This is a genomic window from Cellulomonas sp. ES6, assembly GCF_030053835.1.
Taxonomy (GTDB): Bacteria; Actinomycetota; Actinomycetes; order Actinomycetales; family Cellulomonadaceae; genus Cellulomonas.
Genome location: NZ_CP125655.1, coordinates 2,090,649 through 2,106,704 on the forward strand (window position 1 = coordinate 2,090,649; position 16,056 = coordinate 2,106,704).

Here is a 16,056-nt window from a genome sequence, read left to right on the forward strand (position 1 = left end):
CTCGGGCGCGGTTTCCGAGCACCCCCCGGGCTCGGGTACCCTCTACGGGCCGGGAGGATTCGCCTAGTGGCCTATGGCGCACGCTTGGAAAGCGTGTTGGGTGCAAGCCCTCGGGGGTTCGAATCCCCCATCCTCCGCCGGAAGAAGGGCCCGTTCCCGCAGCGATGTGGGTGGCGGGCCCTTCGTCGTCGGCTGGGTGCGGGCGGTCGGGCGCGGCGGTAGCAGTTCTGGCAGCCGTGCTTCGGCGGCGTCAACCTCAGCGCGTCGCGACCGAGCGACGGGCGGCCATGCGGTGACGGACGCGACGAGGCTCCCGCCTGGGAGCAGCGACGCGTGTCATCCACAGGCCTTGTTCCCTCGTTTGGCGAGAGATATCCTGCGCCATATGAGAACGCGAGCACCCGCGCTGATCCCCATCTTCCGGTCAGCTCTGCAGGCTCGACTGCTCCTTCGCGTGCTGACCGACGACGAGCCGCGCACGATCACCGACCTCGCGCGCGCCCTCGACGCTCCGGAGCCGACCGTCCACCGGGAGGTTCGGCGCCTGATGGATGCCGACCTGGTCACGGGCACACGTGTCGGCCGATCCGTGGTGGTACGGCCGGCCGACGACAACCCGGCAACAGCCCCCCTGCGCCAGCTCCTCGTCGTCACCTACGGGCCGGTGTCCTTCCTCGAGCGCGCCCTCTGCGACGTCGAGGGGATCGCCGAGGCGTACGTCTACGGCTCCTGGGCGGCGCGCTGGCACGGCGAGGTCGGCCCGGCTCCGGGCGACATCGACGTGCTCGTGGTCGGCGTGCCCGACCGGGAGGCGGTCTACGACGCGCTCGAGGGTGTCGACTCCGCCCTGGGCCGGGAGGTGAACGTCACCTTCGTCTCGCCGGAGCGATGGGCGTCGGGCGAGGAGACCTTCCTCGCTGCACTCCGAGACCGTCCACTGGTCAGGCTCACGCTGGGTCGCGAGAGCGGAGCGGCTGCCTGATGGTCTGGGAACAGGGACGAGCGGTCGTCGAGAGCCTGATCCGGACCGGCATGCTCGAACAGGTCCCGCCGAACCTCGACGCGGCGCAGTCGCTCGTCGACGTGGCCCAGACGCATCTTGCATCCGCGCTGACGCTGGCTGACACCGACACCGTCCTCGCCTACGACGCCCTGCACGGGGCGAACCGCAAGGCGCTCACGGCGATCCTCCTCGCCCAGGGGCTGCGGCCCACCCGAGCGGGCGGTCACATCGCGCTGTACGACGCCGTCCTGGCACAGCTCGACCCACCGCTCGGCCGCGACCTCGGTGCGTACCACCGGGTGCGCAGAGCACGGAACGCCGGGGACTACCGCGAAGAGCACGACGCCGTCGCCGACGACGTCCGCGCCGACCACCCTGGCTGCCGCAGGATCGTCGACGTCGCTCAGCGCGTCATCGGCCGGATGCCACCCTTCTGACCGACGCCTGCCTCGCGAGGGACGTCCTGGCCGCGATCTCGGCTCCGACTGTCCGATCGGCGGTGTGCCGGCACCCGACGAACCTCTCTCGTCGTGATCGTCGCACGCTCCGCGAGCGAGGCCCCTGCGTGCTCGCGCCTCACGACCCGGCGTCGCCGCCGGTCGTGCCCTCGTACAGCCCGACCTGGTTGCCCTCCGTGTCCACGAACGCGGCCCACCAGCTCGTCGCGTCGATCTCGCTGCGCGGCACGACGACCCGTCCGCCGAGCTCGGTGACCCGGCGCAGCGTCTCGTCGATGGAGTCGACCTCGACGTAGGACCGCGGCTGGTCGAACCCCTCGCTGCGCGGTGCGAGGCCGCCGCCGCTGACCTTGTTCGGGGCCTGCCACATCGGGTAGCCCTCGAACCCGGGGTACTCCTGGATCTGCCAGCCGAACAGCGCGCCGTAGAAGCCCTTCGCCCGCTCGACGTCGTCGACCGGGATGTCGATGTGCGTGATGTCGCCGTGTGCCATGTCCGCTCCCCGGGCCGGTGACCCCGCACCGTCGCGGGGTCGGCTCCGTCCAGCGTACGGACGACCCCCGACAGCGCGCCCGGACGGCCGGCGGTCAGCCCTTGGCGCGGCGGGGCGACGCGAACGTGCGCAGGCGGCGGGCGGCGACGGCGAGCTGCACGTCGCGGTACTGCGCGGCCCGGTGCATCTGCCCGCGCAGGTCGCTGCCGGAGGGGCGGTGCCGCAGGTCGCACGGCACCTCCACCGCGACGAAGCCCTTGCGGAGCAGGTCGATCGTCATGCCGGTCTCCACGCCCCACCCGCGGGCGAGCGGCGTGGCGGCCTCGAACGCCTCCCGGGTGAGGCAGCGCATCCCGGACAGCGGCTGCGTCGGCGTCCACCCGGTCATCGACTGGATGGCCCGGCGGGCGGCGCCGACCACGATGCCGCGGCCACCGGCACCGGGCTGCGGCGGCAGCAGGGCGATCGAGACGTCGGCGGTGCCCTCGAGCACCGGCGGCACCAGGGGCGCGGTGTTCACGGCGGTGTCGCCGAGGTCCCCGTCGATGAAGAGCAGCAGGCGCGGCGGCCGGTCGGGGGCGTCCCGCATCGCGACGACGGCGGCGCCGGTCTCCATCGCGGACGCCTTGCCGCGGTTGTGCGAGTGCCGGACGACGACCGCGCCGGCCTCCCGGGCGACGTGCTGCGTGTTGTCCTCGGAGCCGTCGTCGACGACGAGCACGAGGTCGACGTGCGGGATCGCCCGCGCGGAGCGGACCGTCGCGGCGATCCGGCGGGACTCGTCCTTCGCGGGGATGACGACCGCGACGCGCTGGCGGGAGCGCCCGGTGCGGGTGGTCGTCGTGGGGGTGTCGATCGGGGCCGTCGGCTGCGGCAGGTGACGGCGGGGCTTGCGCCCTGCCGGGGGCGTCGGGGCCGCGTCCGCGTCGGCGGTCGACGCGTCGGGGGCCGCTCCGGACCCGGCGTCGTCGGGGGCGTCGGTGGCGCCCGCGGGCTCAGGGGCAGGACCGTCGGCGACCGGTCGTCCCTCGGTCCTGTCCTGCGCCTCGCCCGTCACCCGAGACAGCCTAACGATCCGGCACGTCCTCGACCCCTTCCGGGCCCCGGACACGCGGAGGCTGCACAGGACGGTCACACCGGCGGCCCGGCCTCGCCACCAGCGGCTCGGCCCGGGCACGCGGACCGGAGGCGGGGAGGTCCGGGGGCCGCGGACGGCGAGGGCCGGGCCGGGACGTCGCCCGGCCCGGCCCCCGCCGGTGCTGTGGTCCGCGTCAGCGCAGCGTGACCTGCCGGGCGACGATGCCGGCGCGCGCACGGCGGGCGTTCGCGTCGAGCGGCTCGGTGTCCGCGATCGCCGCCTCGAACACGGGCGCGAACGCGGCGAGCGGCGCCTCGACGTCCGCCGCCTCCGACCCGCGCGCGAGCTCCCACACCGGGACGACGAGGCCGTTGGAGCGGAAGTAGCCGATGAACTTCGCACCGTCGAAGCCCGACTCGCGGCGCCCGTGCAGGCGGGCGAGGCCGTCGATGACCTGCTGCTCGTCGTGCGGCTGCGCCCAGCGCAGGTACTCGCGGGCGCCCATGCGGACCCAGTACGCCGCCTCGACGCCCGGCACCTTGTGCGTGTCGACGACGCCGGCGTCGGCCTCCTCGACGGCCGCCTTCAGCTCGGGCGTCATCTCGGTGTCCGGCGCGATCCAGTAGCCGAAGCCGTCCTCGACGGTGACCTCGAACGGCACCGTCAGGTCCAGCACGTCCTGCAGGCGCGGGCCGGGGCCGGGCAGGCCGGACTGCTGGACGGCCGTGCCGGGCTCGGCGTCGAGCGCCTCGAGCAGCGCGGCGGCGAGGTCGCGGCTGGCGTCGCCCGAGCCCCCGACGGTCTGGAGCGCGAGCAGGACCACGCCGTCGGCGCGGTGCAGCGCGGACCACCCGGACGGCAGGACCGTGGTGACCACCACGTCGCGCGCCCCGTGCTCGGCGACGGTCCGGGCGGTGGCGGTCGCGGCGGGCACGAGCTCGCGCAGGGCGACCCAGTCGGGCTCCCCGGGGAGACCCTCGAACGGGCGCAGGACGAACTCGACGTCGGATGCTGAGGCCATGCCCCCAGGCTACCGGCCGGGACGCCCGCGTCCGGTTGTCCACAGGTTCCCGTCCGGCCCGCCGCGGCGCGCGCTTCGGTGGCAGGATCGACGGCATGGACCCCCGCGCCGGAACCCCCGCCCAGCCCTCCGACCTGGTCGACGTCGACGCGATGCTCGCGGCGTACCACGACCGCCGCCCCGACCTGGACGACCCCGCCCAGCGGGTGGTGTTCGGCACGAGCGGCCACCGCGGGTCCAGCCTCGACGGCGCGTTCAACGAGGCGCACATCGTCGCGATCACGGCGGCGATCGTCGAGTACCGCCGCGGGCAGGGGACGGACGGCCCGCTGTTCATCGGGCGCGACACGCACGGGCTCTCGCTGCCGGCGTGGCGGACGGCGCTCGAGGTCCTCGCGGCCGCGGGCGTCGAGGTCCGGGTGGACGCGCGCGACTCCTGGACGCCGACGCCGGCCGTCTCCCACGCGATCCTGCTCCACAACGGGGCCGCGACCTCGGAGGGCGTGCGGGCCAGCGGGCCCGGCCTCGCCGACGGCATCGTGGTGACCCCCTCGCACAACCCGCCCCGCGACGGCGGCTTCAAGTACAACCCGCCGCACGGCGGCCCGGCCGGCTCCGACGCGACCTCGTGGATCGCGGACCGCGCCAACGAGCTGCTCGCGCAGGGCGTCGACCGGGTGCCGCGCGTCAGCGTGGACGCCGCGCTCGCCGCCGACACCACCCGCAAGCACGACTTCCTCGGCGCGTACGTCGACGACCTGGTGCACGTGGTCGACCTGGACGCCATCCGGTCGGCCGGCGTGCGGATCGGCGCCGACCCGCTCGGCGGGGCGTCCGTCGAGTACTGGGGGGCGATCGCGGAGCGCTACGGCCTCGACCTCACGGTCGTGAACCCGCGCGTCGACCCGCAGTGGTCGTTCATGACGCTCGACTGGGACGGCAAGATCCGGATGGACTGCTCGTCGCCGTCCGCCATGGCGTCGCTCGTCACGGCGATGGGTGCCGACGCGCCGTTCGACATCGCCACCGGCAACGACGCCGACTCCGACCGCCACGGCATCGTCACGCCGGACGCCGGGCTCATGAACCCGAACCACTACCTCGCGGTGGCGATCCGCTACCTGTACTCCGGCGCCCGGCCCGGCTGGCCCGGCGACGCCGCGATCGGCAAGACCCTCGTGTCCTCGTCGCTCATCGACCGGGTGGCGGGCAGCCTCGGACGCCGCCTGCTCGAGGTGCCCGTGGGCTTCAAGTGGTTCGTGCCGGGGCTGCTCGACGGCTCCGTGGGCTTCGGGGGCGAGGAGTCGGCCGGCGCGTCGTTCCTGCGCACCGACGGCTCGGTGTGGACGACCGACAAGGACGGGATCATCCTCGCGCTGCTGGCCTCCGAGATCCTCGCCACCACCGGCAGGACGCCGTCGCAGCACCACGCGGAGCTCGTCGGGGAGTTCGGCGAGTCCTGGTACGCGCGGGTCGACGCCCCGGCGACGCTCGAGCAGAAGGCCACGCTCGGTCGGCTCTCGCCCGAGCAGGTGACGGCGACGACGCTCGCCGGCGAGGACATCACGGCCAAGCTCACGCAGGCCCCCGGCAACGGGGCGGCCATCGGCGGGCTGAAGGTGACCACCGAGAACGCCTGGTTCGCCGCGCGCCCCTCCGGGACGGAGAACGTCTACAAGATCTACGCGGAGTCGTTCGTCAGCCCCGAGCACCTCGCGCAGGTCCAGGAGGCCGCGAAGGACGTCGTCTCGGACGCGCTCGGCTGAGCGCGCGCCTCGCCGCCGGCGGGCCTAGCGTGGGCCGCCCGGCGGTGCCGGTGCCCGCCTCCGCGGCGACGTGGCCGGCGACGGCCGGTGACCGCTCGCGGCGGCCCGCACCGGGTCGCGACCGAGCGAAGGAGCACGCGATGAGCGAGTCCAGCACCCCCGTCCCCGACGACGCACCGGACGCCGTCACCGACCCCGACGTGGACGCCGTCCGCGACGAGGAGATCAGCGACGAGGAGGTCGCGCGGTCGATGCCGGACGCCGGCACGAGCGACGCCGACCCCGGCTCGTTCCTCAACCCCTGACCGCGGCGGCTCGGCGCGCGGGGACGCGCACCGGGCGGTAGACCGGAGGCCATGACGCAGACCCCCGGACCCGGCGCCGTCCTGTTCGACGTCGACGGCACGCTCGTCGACTCCAACTACCTGCACGTGCACGCCTGGGTCCAGGCGTTCGCCGCCGCCGACCACCCGGTCGACGCCTGGCGTGTGCACCGGCGGATCGGCATGGGCTCCGGGCGGCTGCTGCGCGAGCTGCTCGGCGACGACACCGAGGCGCTGGCCGACCGGGTGAAGCAGGAGCACACCGCCCGGTACGCGGACCTCGCCGGGCTGCTCCGGCCGTTCGACGGTGCCCGCGAGCTCGTCCGGGACCTCGCGGACCGCGGGGCCCGGGTGGTGCTCGCGACCTCCGCGGCACCCGAGGAGGTCGAGCGGCTGCGCGAGGTGCTCGACGTCGACGACCTCGTGCAGGTCACGGCCTCGCAGGACGTCGAGGAGGCCAAGCCCGAGCCGGAGCTGGTCGAGGTGGCCCTCGAGCGTGCAGGCGTCCCCGCCGACCGGGCGGTCTTCGTCGGCGACTCGGTGTGGGACGTGCAGGCGGCCGTCCGCGCGGGTGTGCCGTGCGTGGCCGTCCGCAGCGGCGGCACCTCCGCGGCCGAGCTGACCGAGGCGGGCGCCGTGGCCGTGCACGACGACGTGGCCGAGGTGCTGCGCGACCTCGACGCGAGCGCCCTGGCGGCCGTCCTGCGCTGAGGCCGGCCCCGCCTCAGTCCCCGGTGCCGGCGACCAGGTCCGCGTAGTCCGGGTGCTCGGCGACGAACGCCCGCACGAACGGGCACGCCGGTTCGATCCGGTCGCCCGAGGCACGGACCAGGTCGAGGGCGGACCGGACGAGCGTGGAGCCGATCCCGTGCCCCTCCTGCCGGGGGTCGACCTCGGTGTGCGTGAACACCACGACGCCGGGCCTGCGCTCGTACTCCGCGACACCCAGTACCGCACCGTCGGTGCCCACCGCCTCGAACCGCTGCCGCTCCGGCACGTCCCGCACGTCCACGTCCGCCATCCCGCGAGTATGCGTCACCCGGGCCGCGCCCTCCACGGCGCCCCGTGTCACCCGCTGGTGGGACACTGTGCACGTGCTGGGGACCTACCGTGACGTGCTGGACCGGCCCGGTGCCCTGGCGTTCTCCGGTGCCGGCGTCATCGCCCGGCTCCCGATGTCCATGGTGGGCATCGGCATCATCCTGATGATCGAGTCCCTGCACGGCTCGTACCGGCTGGCGGGTGCCGTCTCCGCCGCGTACGTGCTCGCGCAGGCGGTGTGCTCCCCGCAGCTCGCCCGCCTCGTCGACCAGCACGGCCAGGCGCGCGTCATGCGCCCCGCGCTCACCGTCTCCGCGGTCGCGCTCGTCTCCCTCGTGCTCTGCGCGACGCTCGACGCGCCGGTGTGGACGCTCTACGCGACCGCCGTGCTCGTCGGCGCCACCATCGGCTCGTTCGGTGCGCTCGTCCGGGCCCGGTGGTCCCACGTGCTGTCGGACCCGCGCGCGCTGCACACCGCGTACTCGCTGGAGTCCGCGCTCGACGAGCTGGTGTTCGTGGTCGGCCCGATCCTCGCGACGACGCTGGCGACCGCGGTCGCCCCGGCGGCGGGCCTCGTCGTGCCGGTCGTCGGGATGGTGCTCGGCGGGTACTGGTTCCTCGCGCAGCGCCGCACCGAGCCGCCGCCGTCCGGCCCGCGCCCCGCAGGACCGGACGGCGCGCCCGTGCGTCGCGTGTCCGTCATGCGCTCCGGCGGCATGGTGGTGCTCGCCGTCGTGTTCGTCGCGATGGGGTCGATCTTCGGGGCGACCGACGTGAGCACCGTGGCGTTCGCGGAGGAGGCGGGACGGCAGGCGCTGGCGGGCGTGGTGCTCGCGGTGTTCGCCTGCGGCTCGATGATCTCCGGCCTGCTCTACGGCGCACGGCACTGGGTGACGCCCCTGTGGCGCCGGTTCGCGATCGGGATGGTCGCGCTGGCCCTCGGGGTGTCGCTGTTCGTCCTCGTGAGCTCGATGACGATGCTCGGCGTCGTCATGTTCGTCGTGGGCTTCGCGATCGCGCCGACGCTCGTGAACGGCAACGCGCTGGTCCAGCACTTCGTGGCCCGCGAGCGGCTCACGGAGGGGCTGACCTGGGTCGGCACCTCGCTCGGCGTCGGCGTCTCGCTGGGGTCCTGGGTCGCGGGGTCCATGATCGACCGGCAGGGGTCGCACGGCGGCTACCTGGTGGTCGTCGGGTCGGCGGCGCTCGCCGTGGTGGCGGTGCTCGCCTCGCTGCGCACCCTGCGGGCCGGCAACCAGGACCCGCGGGTGCCGGCCGGCGCGGGGCCGGACGACGAGGGCGGCACCTCCGAGGGCGGCACCTCCGAGGGCGGCACCTCCGAGGGCGGCACGTCCGAGGGCGGCACCGCGCCCGGGGCCGGCGCACGGGCCGCCGCGAGCGACGAGGACACGGTCGACGCGTCGGCAGCGCCCGCGGGCGGCACCGCAGCGCATGCCGTGACGCCGGTCGCCGCCGACGACGCCCCCCGGCGGGCCGGCGGCTCGACGCTCCCCGTGCCGATGGACGTCCCCGGGTCGGAGCGGCTGACGCCCGCGGCCGACGACACGCCCGCGGGCTGACCGCCCGCCGGGGCGTCCCCCTCGGCGTCCGTCAGCGCAGGACGCGCGGCTGCTCGTCCTGCGCACCCTGCCCGGACCGGCGCCGCTCGGCGAAGATCCCGAGCACCAGCAGCAGCCCGCCCGCGGCGAGGAGCGTCAGCAGCCACGGGCCCGCCGACACCGTGCCGCCGAGCTGTGCCGCGAACACGCTGAGCACCGCCACGGGCAGGGTGGTCGCGCCGACGACCAGCGGCGCCCGGAGCAGCTCGCGCGCCCCGAGCAGCATGAACCCCAGCGCGAGCACCACGACGAGGACGGCGCGCCAGGTCATCGGGTCGGTCCAGATCGCCAGCACGGAGGGACCGAGCGTGGCGAGCGCGCCCGGCGTCAGGGTGACCGCGGAGGTGCGCCCGCCCACCGGCCACCCGGCCGACGAGCGCGCCGGGGGCCCCGCGGGATCGGCGACGGCGTCGTCCCGGAGGGCCGCGCGCAGCGCGACGAGACCCATGGCGGTGAGGGCGAGGCCGACCGGCAGGGCGAACATCTCGACGCGCAGCAGCCGCGTGCTCCACGCCCCGATCGCCCAGGCGAGCGCGGCCAGCCACAGGAACCAGCCCGGGGGCAGCACGACGGCCGGTCGCCGGGGGTCGGAGCCGGACGCGGCGGCGGACCCGAGGTCGGGCCGGGCAGCCGATCGGGCACCGGGTCCGCCGGACCGGACGTCGGACCGCACGGCGGTCAGGGCGAGTGCCAGGAGCAGCAGCTCGACGACCCACCCGGTCCACGCCGCCGCCCACGACGAGCGGACCGCGACGAGCGTGCCGACGGTCCCGGCGACGACGGCCGGGGCCAGGGCCCAGCGGAGCCGGGGGCCCGGTCCGGTGGGTCCCGACGCGGCACCCGGAGGCGTCACGGCGACCACCGCCGCCTCGTGCCGTCGGGCGAGAGACCGTCCGGCGACGCCGAGCAGCACCGCGCCCCCGAGCGACCACAGCAGCGCGGCCCCGAACAGGCGGGCGTCGTCGGCCGCCGGCCCCGCCGGGGTGCTCGCGGCCAGGTGCAGGGCGCGCACCGGGCCGGCGAGCGCCGCGACGGCCGCACCGACGAGGACGGCGTCCGTCAGCACCCGCCACGCGCGCCCGGCGGGCGTCGGAGCGGGATCGGGTCCCTCGTCCTCGTCGGACAGCAGCACGCTCCCCACCGCGACGGCGGCGAGGGCGAGGAGGGCCGCCGCCCGCGTGCCCGTGTCCCGTCCGAGGACCGCGAGCAGCAGCGTGGGCGTCACGAGCAGCGCGGTGCCGGCGCGCACGAGCGGGCGCCAGCGCTCCGCCGACCGCCGCGCGAGCAGAGCCCCGACCAGCACGGCCGCGGCGGCGGGGGGCGCGGTGTACGCCTCCACGAGGCCGACGCCCCACCACCCGAGCGCCGACCACAGCACCCCCGACCAGAGCAGCGCAGCGGCCCACCAAACGGGGCGCCGGTCCGGCCGCTGGGCGACCACCGTGGCCCCGGCGGCCAGGATCGCGCAGAGCACCAGCACGGTGTCCGCGCCGGTCGTGGCCCGCAGGACGGCGAGCAGCAGGGCCACCGCGGCGGTCCCGGCGGCCGCGACCTCGAGCGCCACCCGGGCGGGCTCCGCCGAGACGTCCAGGGACCGGCGCCGCAGCCGCGTCGCCACGGGCGGGGCGGCGACGGCGGTGGCCGCGGCGAGGACGGCGACCACGGGCAGCAGCACCGGGGATCCCGACCCGGGCAGCAGCACCGCGCCGGCGCAGATGACGAGCACCGACACGGTCGGCAGCACGAGGGCCGCGGCCAGCACCCGCAGCCAGGCCGGCACCGGACGCGCGCGGGTGTCGAGGACCACCGCCTCGAGCACCAGCAGCGCGGCGGCGGCGCCCGCGGACCACCAGGTCCGGTCGACGGCCACCGCGAGCACCGCCACGGCGGCCGGCACCGTGGCCACGACGAGCAGGGCGAGCCACGTGTCCCGGCCGACCCGCGGCAGCACGGTCACGACGGCGGCGGCGAGCACGGCGACGACCGCCGTGCCCCCCACCACGCCGAACCCGTCCCACCCCAGCCACGCCAGCCCGAAGCCGAGCGCCAGCGTCGCGTAGGCCGCGCCGGCGCCGACGAGGACGCCCCGCACCGGCGCGGGCACGAGCGGGCGCGCCCGCAGCAGGAGCAGCACCACGGCCGCCGCGCCGAGGAGCACCGTCGGCCGCGCCACCCAGCTCAGCAGCACCAGCGCCGCGAGCTGCGCGAACGCGGCCACGACGAGGGTGCTGCGCCACGGGGCGCTCCGGGGCGTGGGCCCGCCGGGAGCCGGGGCCGCCGACGACGGCACCCAGCCGGCCGGCTCGCTGGCGACCGCAGCGGGGGCTCCGGCCACCGCACCGGCTGCTCCGGCGACCGCGCGCGACGGTCCGGGCCGGCGCGGGGCACGGCGTGCCGTCTCGACCAGGGCCACCGCCAGGAGCAGCTCGGCGAGCAGCAGCGCCGGGGACCACGGCCGCAGCAGCGTCGCGGCCGCGGCGACGGCCAGCACGACCGCGGCGGGCAGGCAGGCGCGGCCCGCCGTGACGACGTACGGCTCGCGCGGCACGGCGGGCCGCGGGATGCCGGGCAGCGGGACGCCGGGGGGCGGGACGACCCCGGGCACCGTGCCGGCGGGGGCCGCCCAGCGGCGCTCGAGCACCGGGGCGAGCCGCTGCACCGCGATCACGGCGCAGGCACCGGCGAGCACGACGACCGCGAGCACCGGCCCGAGCGAGGAGGCGCCTTCGGCGAGGTCGCCGGCGGGGTCGAAGGCCGCGACGGGCAGCCTGGAGGGCGGCGGGATCCGGAGCGCCTCGAGCAGCGTCAGACCGTCGGCGACCGCCGCGAGCAGGCCGGGCAGCGTCACGACCACCAGCGCGACCCACCCGCCGGACACCCGCGCCCGGTGCAGCGCGTCGGATCCGGTGTCGCGTCCCGTCGCGGCGGGCAGCAGCGTCACGAGCAGCCAGGCTCCGGCGCCCGTGAGCGCGGCGATGCCGATGCTGAGAGCGCCCAGGTCGAGGGGAGCGGCCGACGCGGCGAGGACGACCAGCGCCCCCGCGGTCGCGGTCCACGGGGCCGCCTGGCCCGCGCGGGCCTGGAGACCGGCGACGACCGCGGCGAGCAGCAGGCCGATCGCGAGCCCGCCGGCGGGCCAGCCGTCGGCCGTCGGCAGGTCGGGGGCGACCGCGAGCGCCGCGAGCAGCAGCACGCCGGCGAGGGCCACGAGCAGCCCGTCGACCACCTCCCCCCGGGCGCCGAACCGCTGGTCGACCGCGCGGCGGTAGGGGACTCGGACGAGCGTGGCCAGGGAGGCGGCGAGCAGCCCGACGTGCCAGGCCCAGCCGCCGCCGACGGCCGCCGAGACGCACAGGGGGACGGCGGGCAGCACGAGGACGGCGACGGTCCACGAGCGGATCCGGGTGGCGAGGCCCGCCGCGGGCAGTCCGACGCCGACGGCGAGCAGCAGGAACGCCAGGACGAGCGGCTGGACGCGCCCGCCGGCGAGCGCCCCCACGACCCACGCGTCGACGACCGCGAGCGCGGCGGTCAGGCCGCCGACCGCCTCCGCGGACCCGGTGACGCCGGCGCGCCGGAGCGCGAGCGCACCCACCGCGGCGCCGGCCGTCGTGAGCAGCAGCACGACCACCCGGGCGGCGGGCGCGTCGCCGAGCAGGAAGAACGCGAGGACGACGAACGCCGCCGCCACGAGGCCCGCACCGGCGAGGGCGAACAGGCGCGCGACGTCGAACGGCCGACCGGCCGGGGGCACCGGCTGCCGGGCGGGGGGAGGCACGCCCGGCCCGCCCGGCCAGCCGGCGGGGGGCTGCGGCGCGGCGCCGGGCCACGCGCCCGCACCGGGGACGTCCGGGCCCGTCGCCCAGGGCCCCGCCGCCCAGGGCGCCGCAGGGGGAGGCACCACCGGCGACGCGGAGGGTGGCACCACCGGCGAGGCAGGGGACGACGCGACGGGCGACGCGGTCACCGCCGGCGACGCGGGGGGCGACGCGACCGGCGACGCGGTCCCGACCGGCGGCACGACCGGCGCCGCGGGCGCGACCGCCGCCCCCGGCACGGTCGCGCGCGCCTGCGCGGCCCGGACCGCCTCGATCAGCCGCTGCCGGTCGTCGAGCGCCCGGGCCGCGGTGCGCGACGCGTCGGCGATGCGGGCACCGTCCGCTCCCCCGAGGTCGAGCCCGCAGGTCCGGCAGCGCGGCCCGGCGAGCGTCGTCCCGCAGTGCGGGCAGCGGCTGAAGTCGGTGAGCTCGCGCCGGGCGGCGCCTGCCGAGGTCGGTTCCACGTGCTGAGCGTGCCAGGCGGGAGCGCCCCAGGTGCGTCGTCCACAGTTCCTGCGCAGACTTTCACCAGGTCGTCCGGGGTCCGCCGGGTCCTGGTCGTCCCCGCCCGGGTCCGGCGAGCCGTGCGCGTGAGGCACGAGACACGCTTCCCGGTGGCACCGCCCAAGTCATGGGATGACTATGGAGGCGGACCAGCACGCGACGACGACAGGAGGACGCGGTGGCACGCAGCAGCACGGTGGCGGACCAGCTCGTGGCGCAGGTGGTGGCAGCGGGTGCCACCCACGTCTACGGGATCGTGGGCGACAGCCTCAACCCGGTGGTGGACGCGATCCGCCGGGCGCAGAAGGACGGTGCCGACATCCAGTGGGTGCACGTCCGGCACGAGGAGGCGGCGGCGTTCGCCGCGGCGGCCGAGGCGGAGATCACCGGGCGGCTGGCCGTCTGCGCGGGCTCGTGCGGCCCGGGCAACCTGCACCTCATCAACGGCCTGTACGACGCGAACCGCAGCCGCGTGCCGGTCCTCGCCATCGCGTCGCACATCCCGAGCGCGCAGATCGGCACCCAGTTCTTCCAGGAGACGCACCCCGACCGGCTGTTCGTCGAGTGCTCGGTGTACTCCGAGATGATCTCGTCGCCGGTCCAGGCGCCGCGGGTGATCCGCAGCGCCATCCACCACGCCTACGGCGCCCCGGGCGTCGCGGTGCTCACGCTGCCGGGCGACGTCGCCGACGAGGAGGCGCCCGCGCCCGGTCCGGACCAGCTGGTGCGCCCCCGGCGGCCGCGCGTCGTCCCCGCGGACGTCGACGTGGCCGCGCTCGCCGACGCGATCGACGACGCGAAGAAGGTCACGATCCTGGCGGGGGCCGGCGTGCGCGGCGCCCACGACGACGTGCTGGCGCTGGCCGACAAGATCGCCGCCCCGGTCGGCCACAGCCTGCGCGGCAAGGAGCACATCCAGTACGACAACCCGTTCGACGTCGGCATGACCGGGCTGCTCGGCTACGGCGCGCTGCAGGCCGCGATGGACGGCGCCGACCTGCTGCTGATGCTGGGCACCGACTTCCCCTACGACCAGTTCCTGCCCTCCGACGTCCGGACGGCGCAGGTCGACATCGACCCGACGCACCTCGGCCGGCGCACCCGGACCGACCTGGCGGTGGTCGGCGACGTGGGAGAGACGGTCCGCGCGCTGCTGCCGCTGGTCGGGCGCAAGAAGTCGCGGCGGTTCCTGGACTCGATGATCAAGAAGCACGAGCGGGCGATGTCCGGCGTGGTCGGCGCGTACACGAAGGACGTCGAGCACCACACGCCGATCCACCCGGAGTACGCCGCGGTGCTGCTGGACGAGGAGGCCGCGGACGACGCGGTGTTCACCGTCGACACCGGCATGGGCAACGTGTGGGCCGCGCGGTACCTGACCCCGAACGGCCGCCGCCGCGTCATCGGCTCGTTCCTGCACGGCTCGATGGCCAACGCGGTGCCGCACGCGATCGGCGCGGCGTTCGCGGCGCGGGACGGCGGGGCGCGCCAGAAGCACGTGGTGGCGGTCGCCGGGGACGGCGGGCTGTCGATGCTGCTGGGCGAGCTCGTGACGCTCGTGCACTACCAGCTGCCCGTCAAGATCATCCTGTTCGACAACGCGACGCTCGGCATGGTCCGGCTGGAGATGCTGGTCGACGGCCTGCCGTCGTTCGGCACGGACTCCCCGGCGATCGACTACGCCGCGGTCGCGCAGGCGATGGGCATCCCGGCCGTGCGCGTGGAGGACCCGACGCAGATCCGCACGGCCCTGCGGGAGGCCTTCTCCCACGACGGGCCGGCGCTGGTCGACCTCGTGACGGACCCGCGCGCGCTGTCCATCCCGCCGAAGATCACGCGCCAGCAGCTCAGCGGCTTCACGGCGGCCATGAGCAAGGAGATCCTCGGCGGCGGCATGGGCGAGGTCATGGCGATGGCCCGCTCGAACCTGCGCAACGTGCCCCGGCCCTGACCCCCGGTGCCCGGGCGGACGTCCCGCCCGGGCACCGGCGGCGTCACCGCGCGATCAGCGCGAACACGCCCCAGCCGAGGTGCGCCCGCACGCCGGCGGCGTACTGCTGCGGCTCGGTGGCCAGCAGCCGCCGGACCTCGTCGTGCAGGTCGTGGCCGGGGTGGGCGTCCGCCCAGCGCCGCATGGTGAGCCACTGCGACGCCCAGTAGCGGTCCCAGGACCCCTCGGTCGCGCAGACCATCTCGACGACGTCGTAGCCCTGCTCCCCGAACGAGGCGAGCAGCTCCGGCAGCGGCAGGAAGTCCTCGACGGCACCCGCCTGGCAGGCTGCGAGCAGCTCCGCGGTGGCGGGGACGGTGCGCCAGTACGGCTCGCCGACCAGCAGCATGCCGCCGGGGACGATGCTGCGGCGCAGCAGGTCGAGCGTGCCGGGCACGCCCCCGCCGATCCAGGTGGCTCCGACGCAGGCCGCCACGTCGACGGGCTCGTCGGCCACGTACCCGGACGCGTCGCCCTCGACGAACCGCACGGCGCCGGCCACGCCGAGCTCGTCGGCGCGCGCCCGCGCATGGGCGAGGAAGTCCGGGTTGAGGTCCACGCCGAGGCCGGTGACGCGGTGGTCGCGGGCCCAGGTGCACAGCAGCTCGCCGGACCCGCAGGCCAGGTCGAGCACCCGGGTGCCGGGCGGCAGGTCGAGCCCGGCGCCCCAGTCCGCGAGCTGCTGCGCGGTCAGGGGGTTGTGGATGCGGAGGCGGGACTCACGGACGGAGAACAGGCGAAGGTCGAACACGGTGATGCTCCTTGCACGGGTGCTGACGGGTCGTCGTCTGGCGGCGGACGGGTCCGGCCACCGGCACCAGCGCGGTCATCTCGCATCGGCTCCTCGCTCGCGCGGCACGCCGCGGCGGCCGCCGGGGCCCCGTGCGGGCCCGCTGCAACCGTAGGGCGGGACGGGCGGCGGGGGCGACGGATTTCCCCGTC

At 76.4% G+C, this 16,056-nt stretch carries 13 protein-coding genes and 1 tRNA gene; 8 read left to right on the forward strand and 6 right to left on the reverse strand.

Annotated features, from left to right (window positions below; translation table 11 throughout):
* The first annotated feature begins 52 nt into the window (after positions 1 to 52).
* The 3 genes from P9841_RS09905 (at position 53) to P9841_RS09915 (ending at position 1,440) form a co-directional block, all read left to right on the forward strand.
* Positions 53 to 137: transfer RNA gene (locus P9841_RS09905), tRNA-Ser, on the forward strand.
* A gap of 248 nt (positions 138 to 385) precedes the next feature.
* The gene (locus P9841_RS09910) at positions 386 to 982 is read left to right on the forward strand and encodes an HVO_A0114 family putative DNA-binding protein (protein ID WP_349306962.1); all 597 of its coding nucleotides are present in this window, start codon (positions 386 to 388) and stop codon (positions 980 to 982) included.
* Complete coding sequence (locus tag P9841_RS09915) at positions 982 to 1,440, forward strand: hypothetical protein (RefSeq protein WP_283318529.1); 459 nt, start codon at positions 982 to 984, stop codon at positions 1,438 to 1,440. The genes P9841_RS09910 and P9841_RS09915 overlap by 1 nt, the downstream gene beginning before the upstream one ends.
* Before the next feature lie 139 nt (positions 1,441 to 1,579).
* Here P9841_RS09915 and P9841_RS09920 read toward each other — a convergent pair whose 3' ends face one another.
* The 3 genes from P9841_RS09920 to P9841_RS09930 form a co-directional block, all read right to left on the reverse strand.
* Entirely contained in the window at positions 1,580 to 1,954 is a 375-nt protein-coding gene (locus tag P9841_RS09920; RefSeq protein ID WP_283318530.1) for a VOC family protein, read from the reverse strand.
* Between the two features lie 94 nt (positions 1,955 to 2,048).
* Positions 2,049 to 2,810 carry a glycosyltransferase family 2 protein gene (locus P9841_RS09925; protein WP_283321916.1) on the reverse strand — a complete coding sequence of 254 codons (762 nt, stop codon included), beginning with the start codon at positions 2,808 to 2,810 and terminating at the stop codon, positions 2,049 to 2,051.
* 415 nt (positions 2,811 to 3,225) lie between these two features.
* Positions 3,226 to 4,053, reverse strand: a complete 828-nt coding sequence (locus tag P9841_RS09930; RefSeq protein WP_283318531.1) for a DUF5926 family protein — start codon at positions 4,051 to 4,053, stop codon at positions 3,226 to 3,228.
* Positions 4,054 to 4,148: 95 nt separating this feature from the next.
* Here P9841_RS09930 and pgm point away from each other — a divergent pair, with 95 nt between their 5' ends.
* The 3 genes from pgm to P9841_RS09945 all read left to right on the forward strand — a co-directional run bounded on the left by pgm (position 4,149) and on the right by P9841_RS09945 (position 6,853).
* Complete coding sequence (gene pgm, locus P9841_RS09935; RefSeq protein WP_283318532.1) at positions 4,149 to 5,819, forward strand: phosphoglucomutase (alpha-D-glucose-1,6-bisphosphate-dependent); 1,671 nt, start codon at positions 4,149 to 4,151, stop codon at positions 5,817 to 5,819.
* 140 nt (positions 5,820 to 5,959) lie between these two features.
* Positions 5,960 to 6,124, forward strand: coding sequence for a hypothetical protein (locus P9841_RS09940; protein WP_283318533.1), 165 nt, complete (start codon positions 5,960 to 5,962; stop codon positions 6,122 to 6,124).
* 51 nt (positions 6,125 to 6,175) lie between these two features.
* Complete coding sequence (locus P9841_RS09945) at positions 6,176 to 6,853, forward strand: HAD family hydrolase (protein ID WP_283318534.1); 678 nt, start codon at positions 6,176 to 6,178, stop codon at positions 6,851 to 6,853.
* Positions 6,854 to 6,866: 13 nt separating this feature from the next.
* On the opposite strand, the gene P9841_RS09950 is transcribed toward P9841_RS09945, so the two are convergent.
* Positions 6,867 to 7,163, reverse strand: coding sequence for a GNAT family N-acetyltransferase (locus P9841_RS09950; protein WP_283318535.1), 297 nt, complete (start codon positions 7,161 to 7,163; stop codon positions 6,867 to 6,869).
* A gap of 73 nt (positions 7,164 to 7,236) precedes the next feature.
* On the opposite strand from P9841_RS09950, the gene P9841_RS09955 reads away from it, so the two are divergent.
* Positions 7,237 to 8,763 carry an MFS transporter gene (locus P9841_RS09955; protein WP_349306889.1) on the forward strand — a complete coding sequence of 509 codons (1,527 nt, stop codon included), beginning with the start codon at positions 7,237 to 7,239 and terminating at the stop codon, positions 8,761 to 8,763.
* Between the two features lie 31 nt (positions 8,764 to 8,794).
* Here the strand turns inward: P9841_RS09955 and P9841_RS09960 are convergent, their stop codons facing one another.
* Positions 8,795 to 13,084 carry an SCO7613 C-terminal domain-containing membrane protein gene (locus P9841_RS09960; protein WP_283318536.1) on the reverse strand — a complete coding sequence of 1,430 codons (4,290 nt, stop codon included), beginning with the start codon at positions 13,082 to 13,084 and terminating at the stop codon, positions 8,795 to 8,797.
* 218 nt (positions 13,085 to 13,302) lie between these two features.
* On the opposite strand from P9841_RS09960, the gene P9841_RS09965 reads away from it, so the two are divergent.
* The gene (locus P9841_RS09965) at positions 13,303 to 15,075 is read left to right on the forward strand and encodes a pyruvate dehydrogenase (protein WP_283318537.1); all 1,773 of its coding nucleotides are present in this window, start codon (positions 13,303 to 13,305) and stop codon (positions 15,073 to 15,075) included.
* A gap of 43 nt (positions 15,076 to 15,118) precedes the next feature.
* Here the strand turns inward: P9841_RS09965 and P9841_RS09970 are convergent, their stop codons facing one another.
* Complete coding sequence (locus P9841_RS09970) at positions 15,119 to 15,865, reverse strand: SAM-dependent methyltransferase (protein ID WP_283318538.1); 747 nt, start codon at positions 15,863 to 15,865, stop codon at positions 15,119 to 15,121.
* Positions 15,866 to 16,056 lie beyond the last annotated feature (191 nt).

What these genes read in the sequence shown, in the direction of transcription:
- P9841_RS09910 (WP_349306962.1), top strand. Translation starts at nt 386, where the DNA reads ATGAGAACGCGAGCACCCGCGCTGATCCCCATCTTCCGGTCAGCTCTG.
- P9841_RS09915 (WP_283318529.1), top strand. Translation starts at nt 982, where the DNA reads ATGGTCTGGGAACAGGGACGAGCGGTCGTCGAGAGCCTGATCCGGACC.
- P9841_RS09920 (WP_283318530.1), bottom strand. Translation starts at nt 1,954, where the DNA reads ATGGCACACGGCGACATCACGCACATCGACATCCCGGTCGACGACGTC.
- P9841_RS09930 (WP_283318531.1), bottom strand. Translation starts at nt 4,053, where the DNA reads ATGGCCTCAGCATCCGACGTCGAGTTCGTCCTGCGCCCGTTCGAGGGT.
- pgm (WP_283318532.1), top strand. Translation starts at nt 4,149, where the DNA reads ATGGACCCCCGCGCCGGAACCCCCGCCCAGCCCTCCGACCTGGTCGAC.
- P9841_RS09940 (WP_283318533.1), top strand. Translation starts at nt 5,960, where the DNA reads ATGAGCGAGTCCAGCACCCCCGTCCCCGACGACGCACCGGACGCCGTC.
- P9841_RS09945 (WP_283318534.1), top strand. Translation starts at nt 6,176, where the DNA reads ATGACGCAGACCCCCGGACCCGGCGCCGTCCTGTTCGACGTCGACGGC.
- P9841_RS09950 (WP_283318535.1), bottom strand. Translation starts at nt 7,163, where the DNA reads ATGGCGGACGTGGACGTGCGGGACGTGCCGGAGCGGCAGCGGTTCGAG.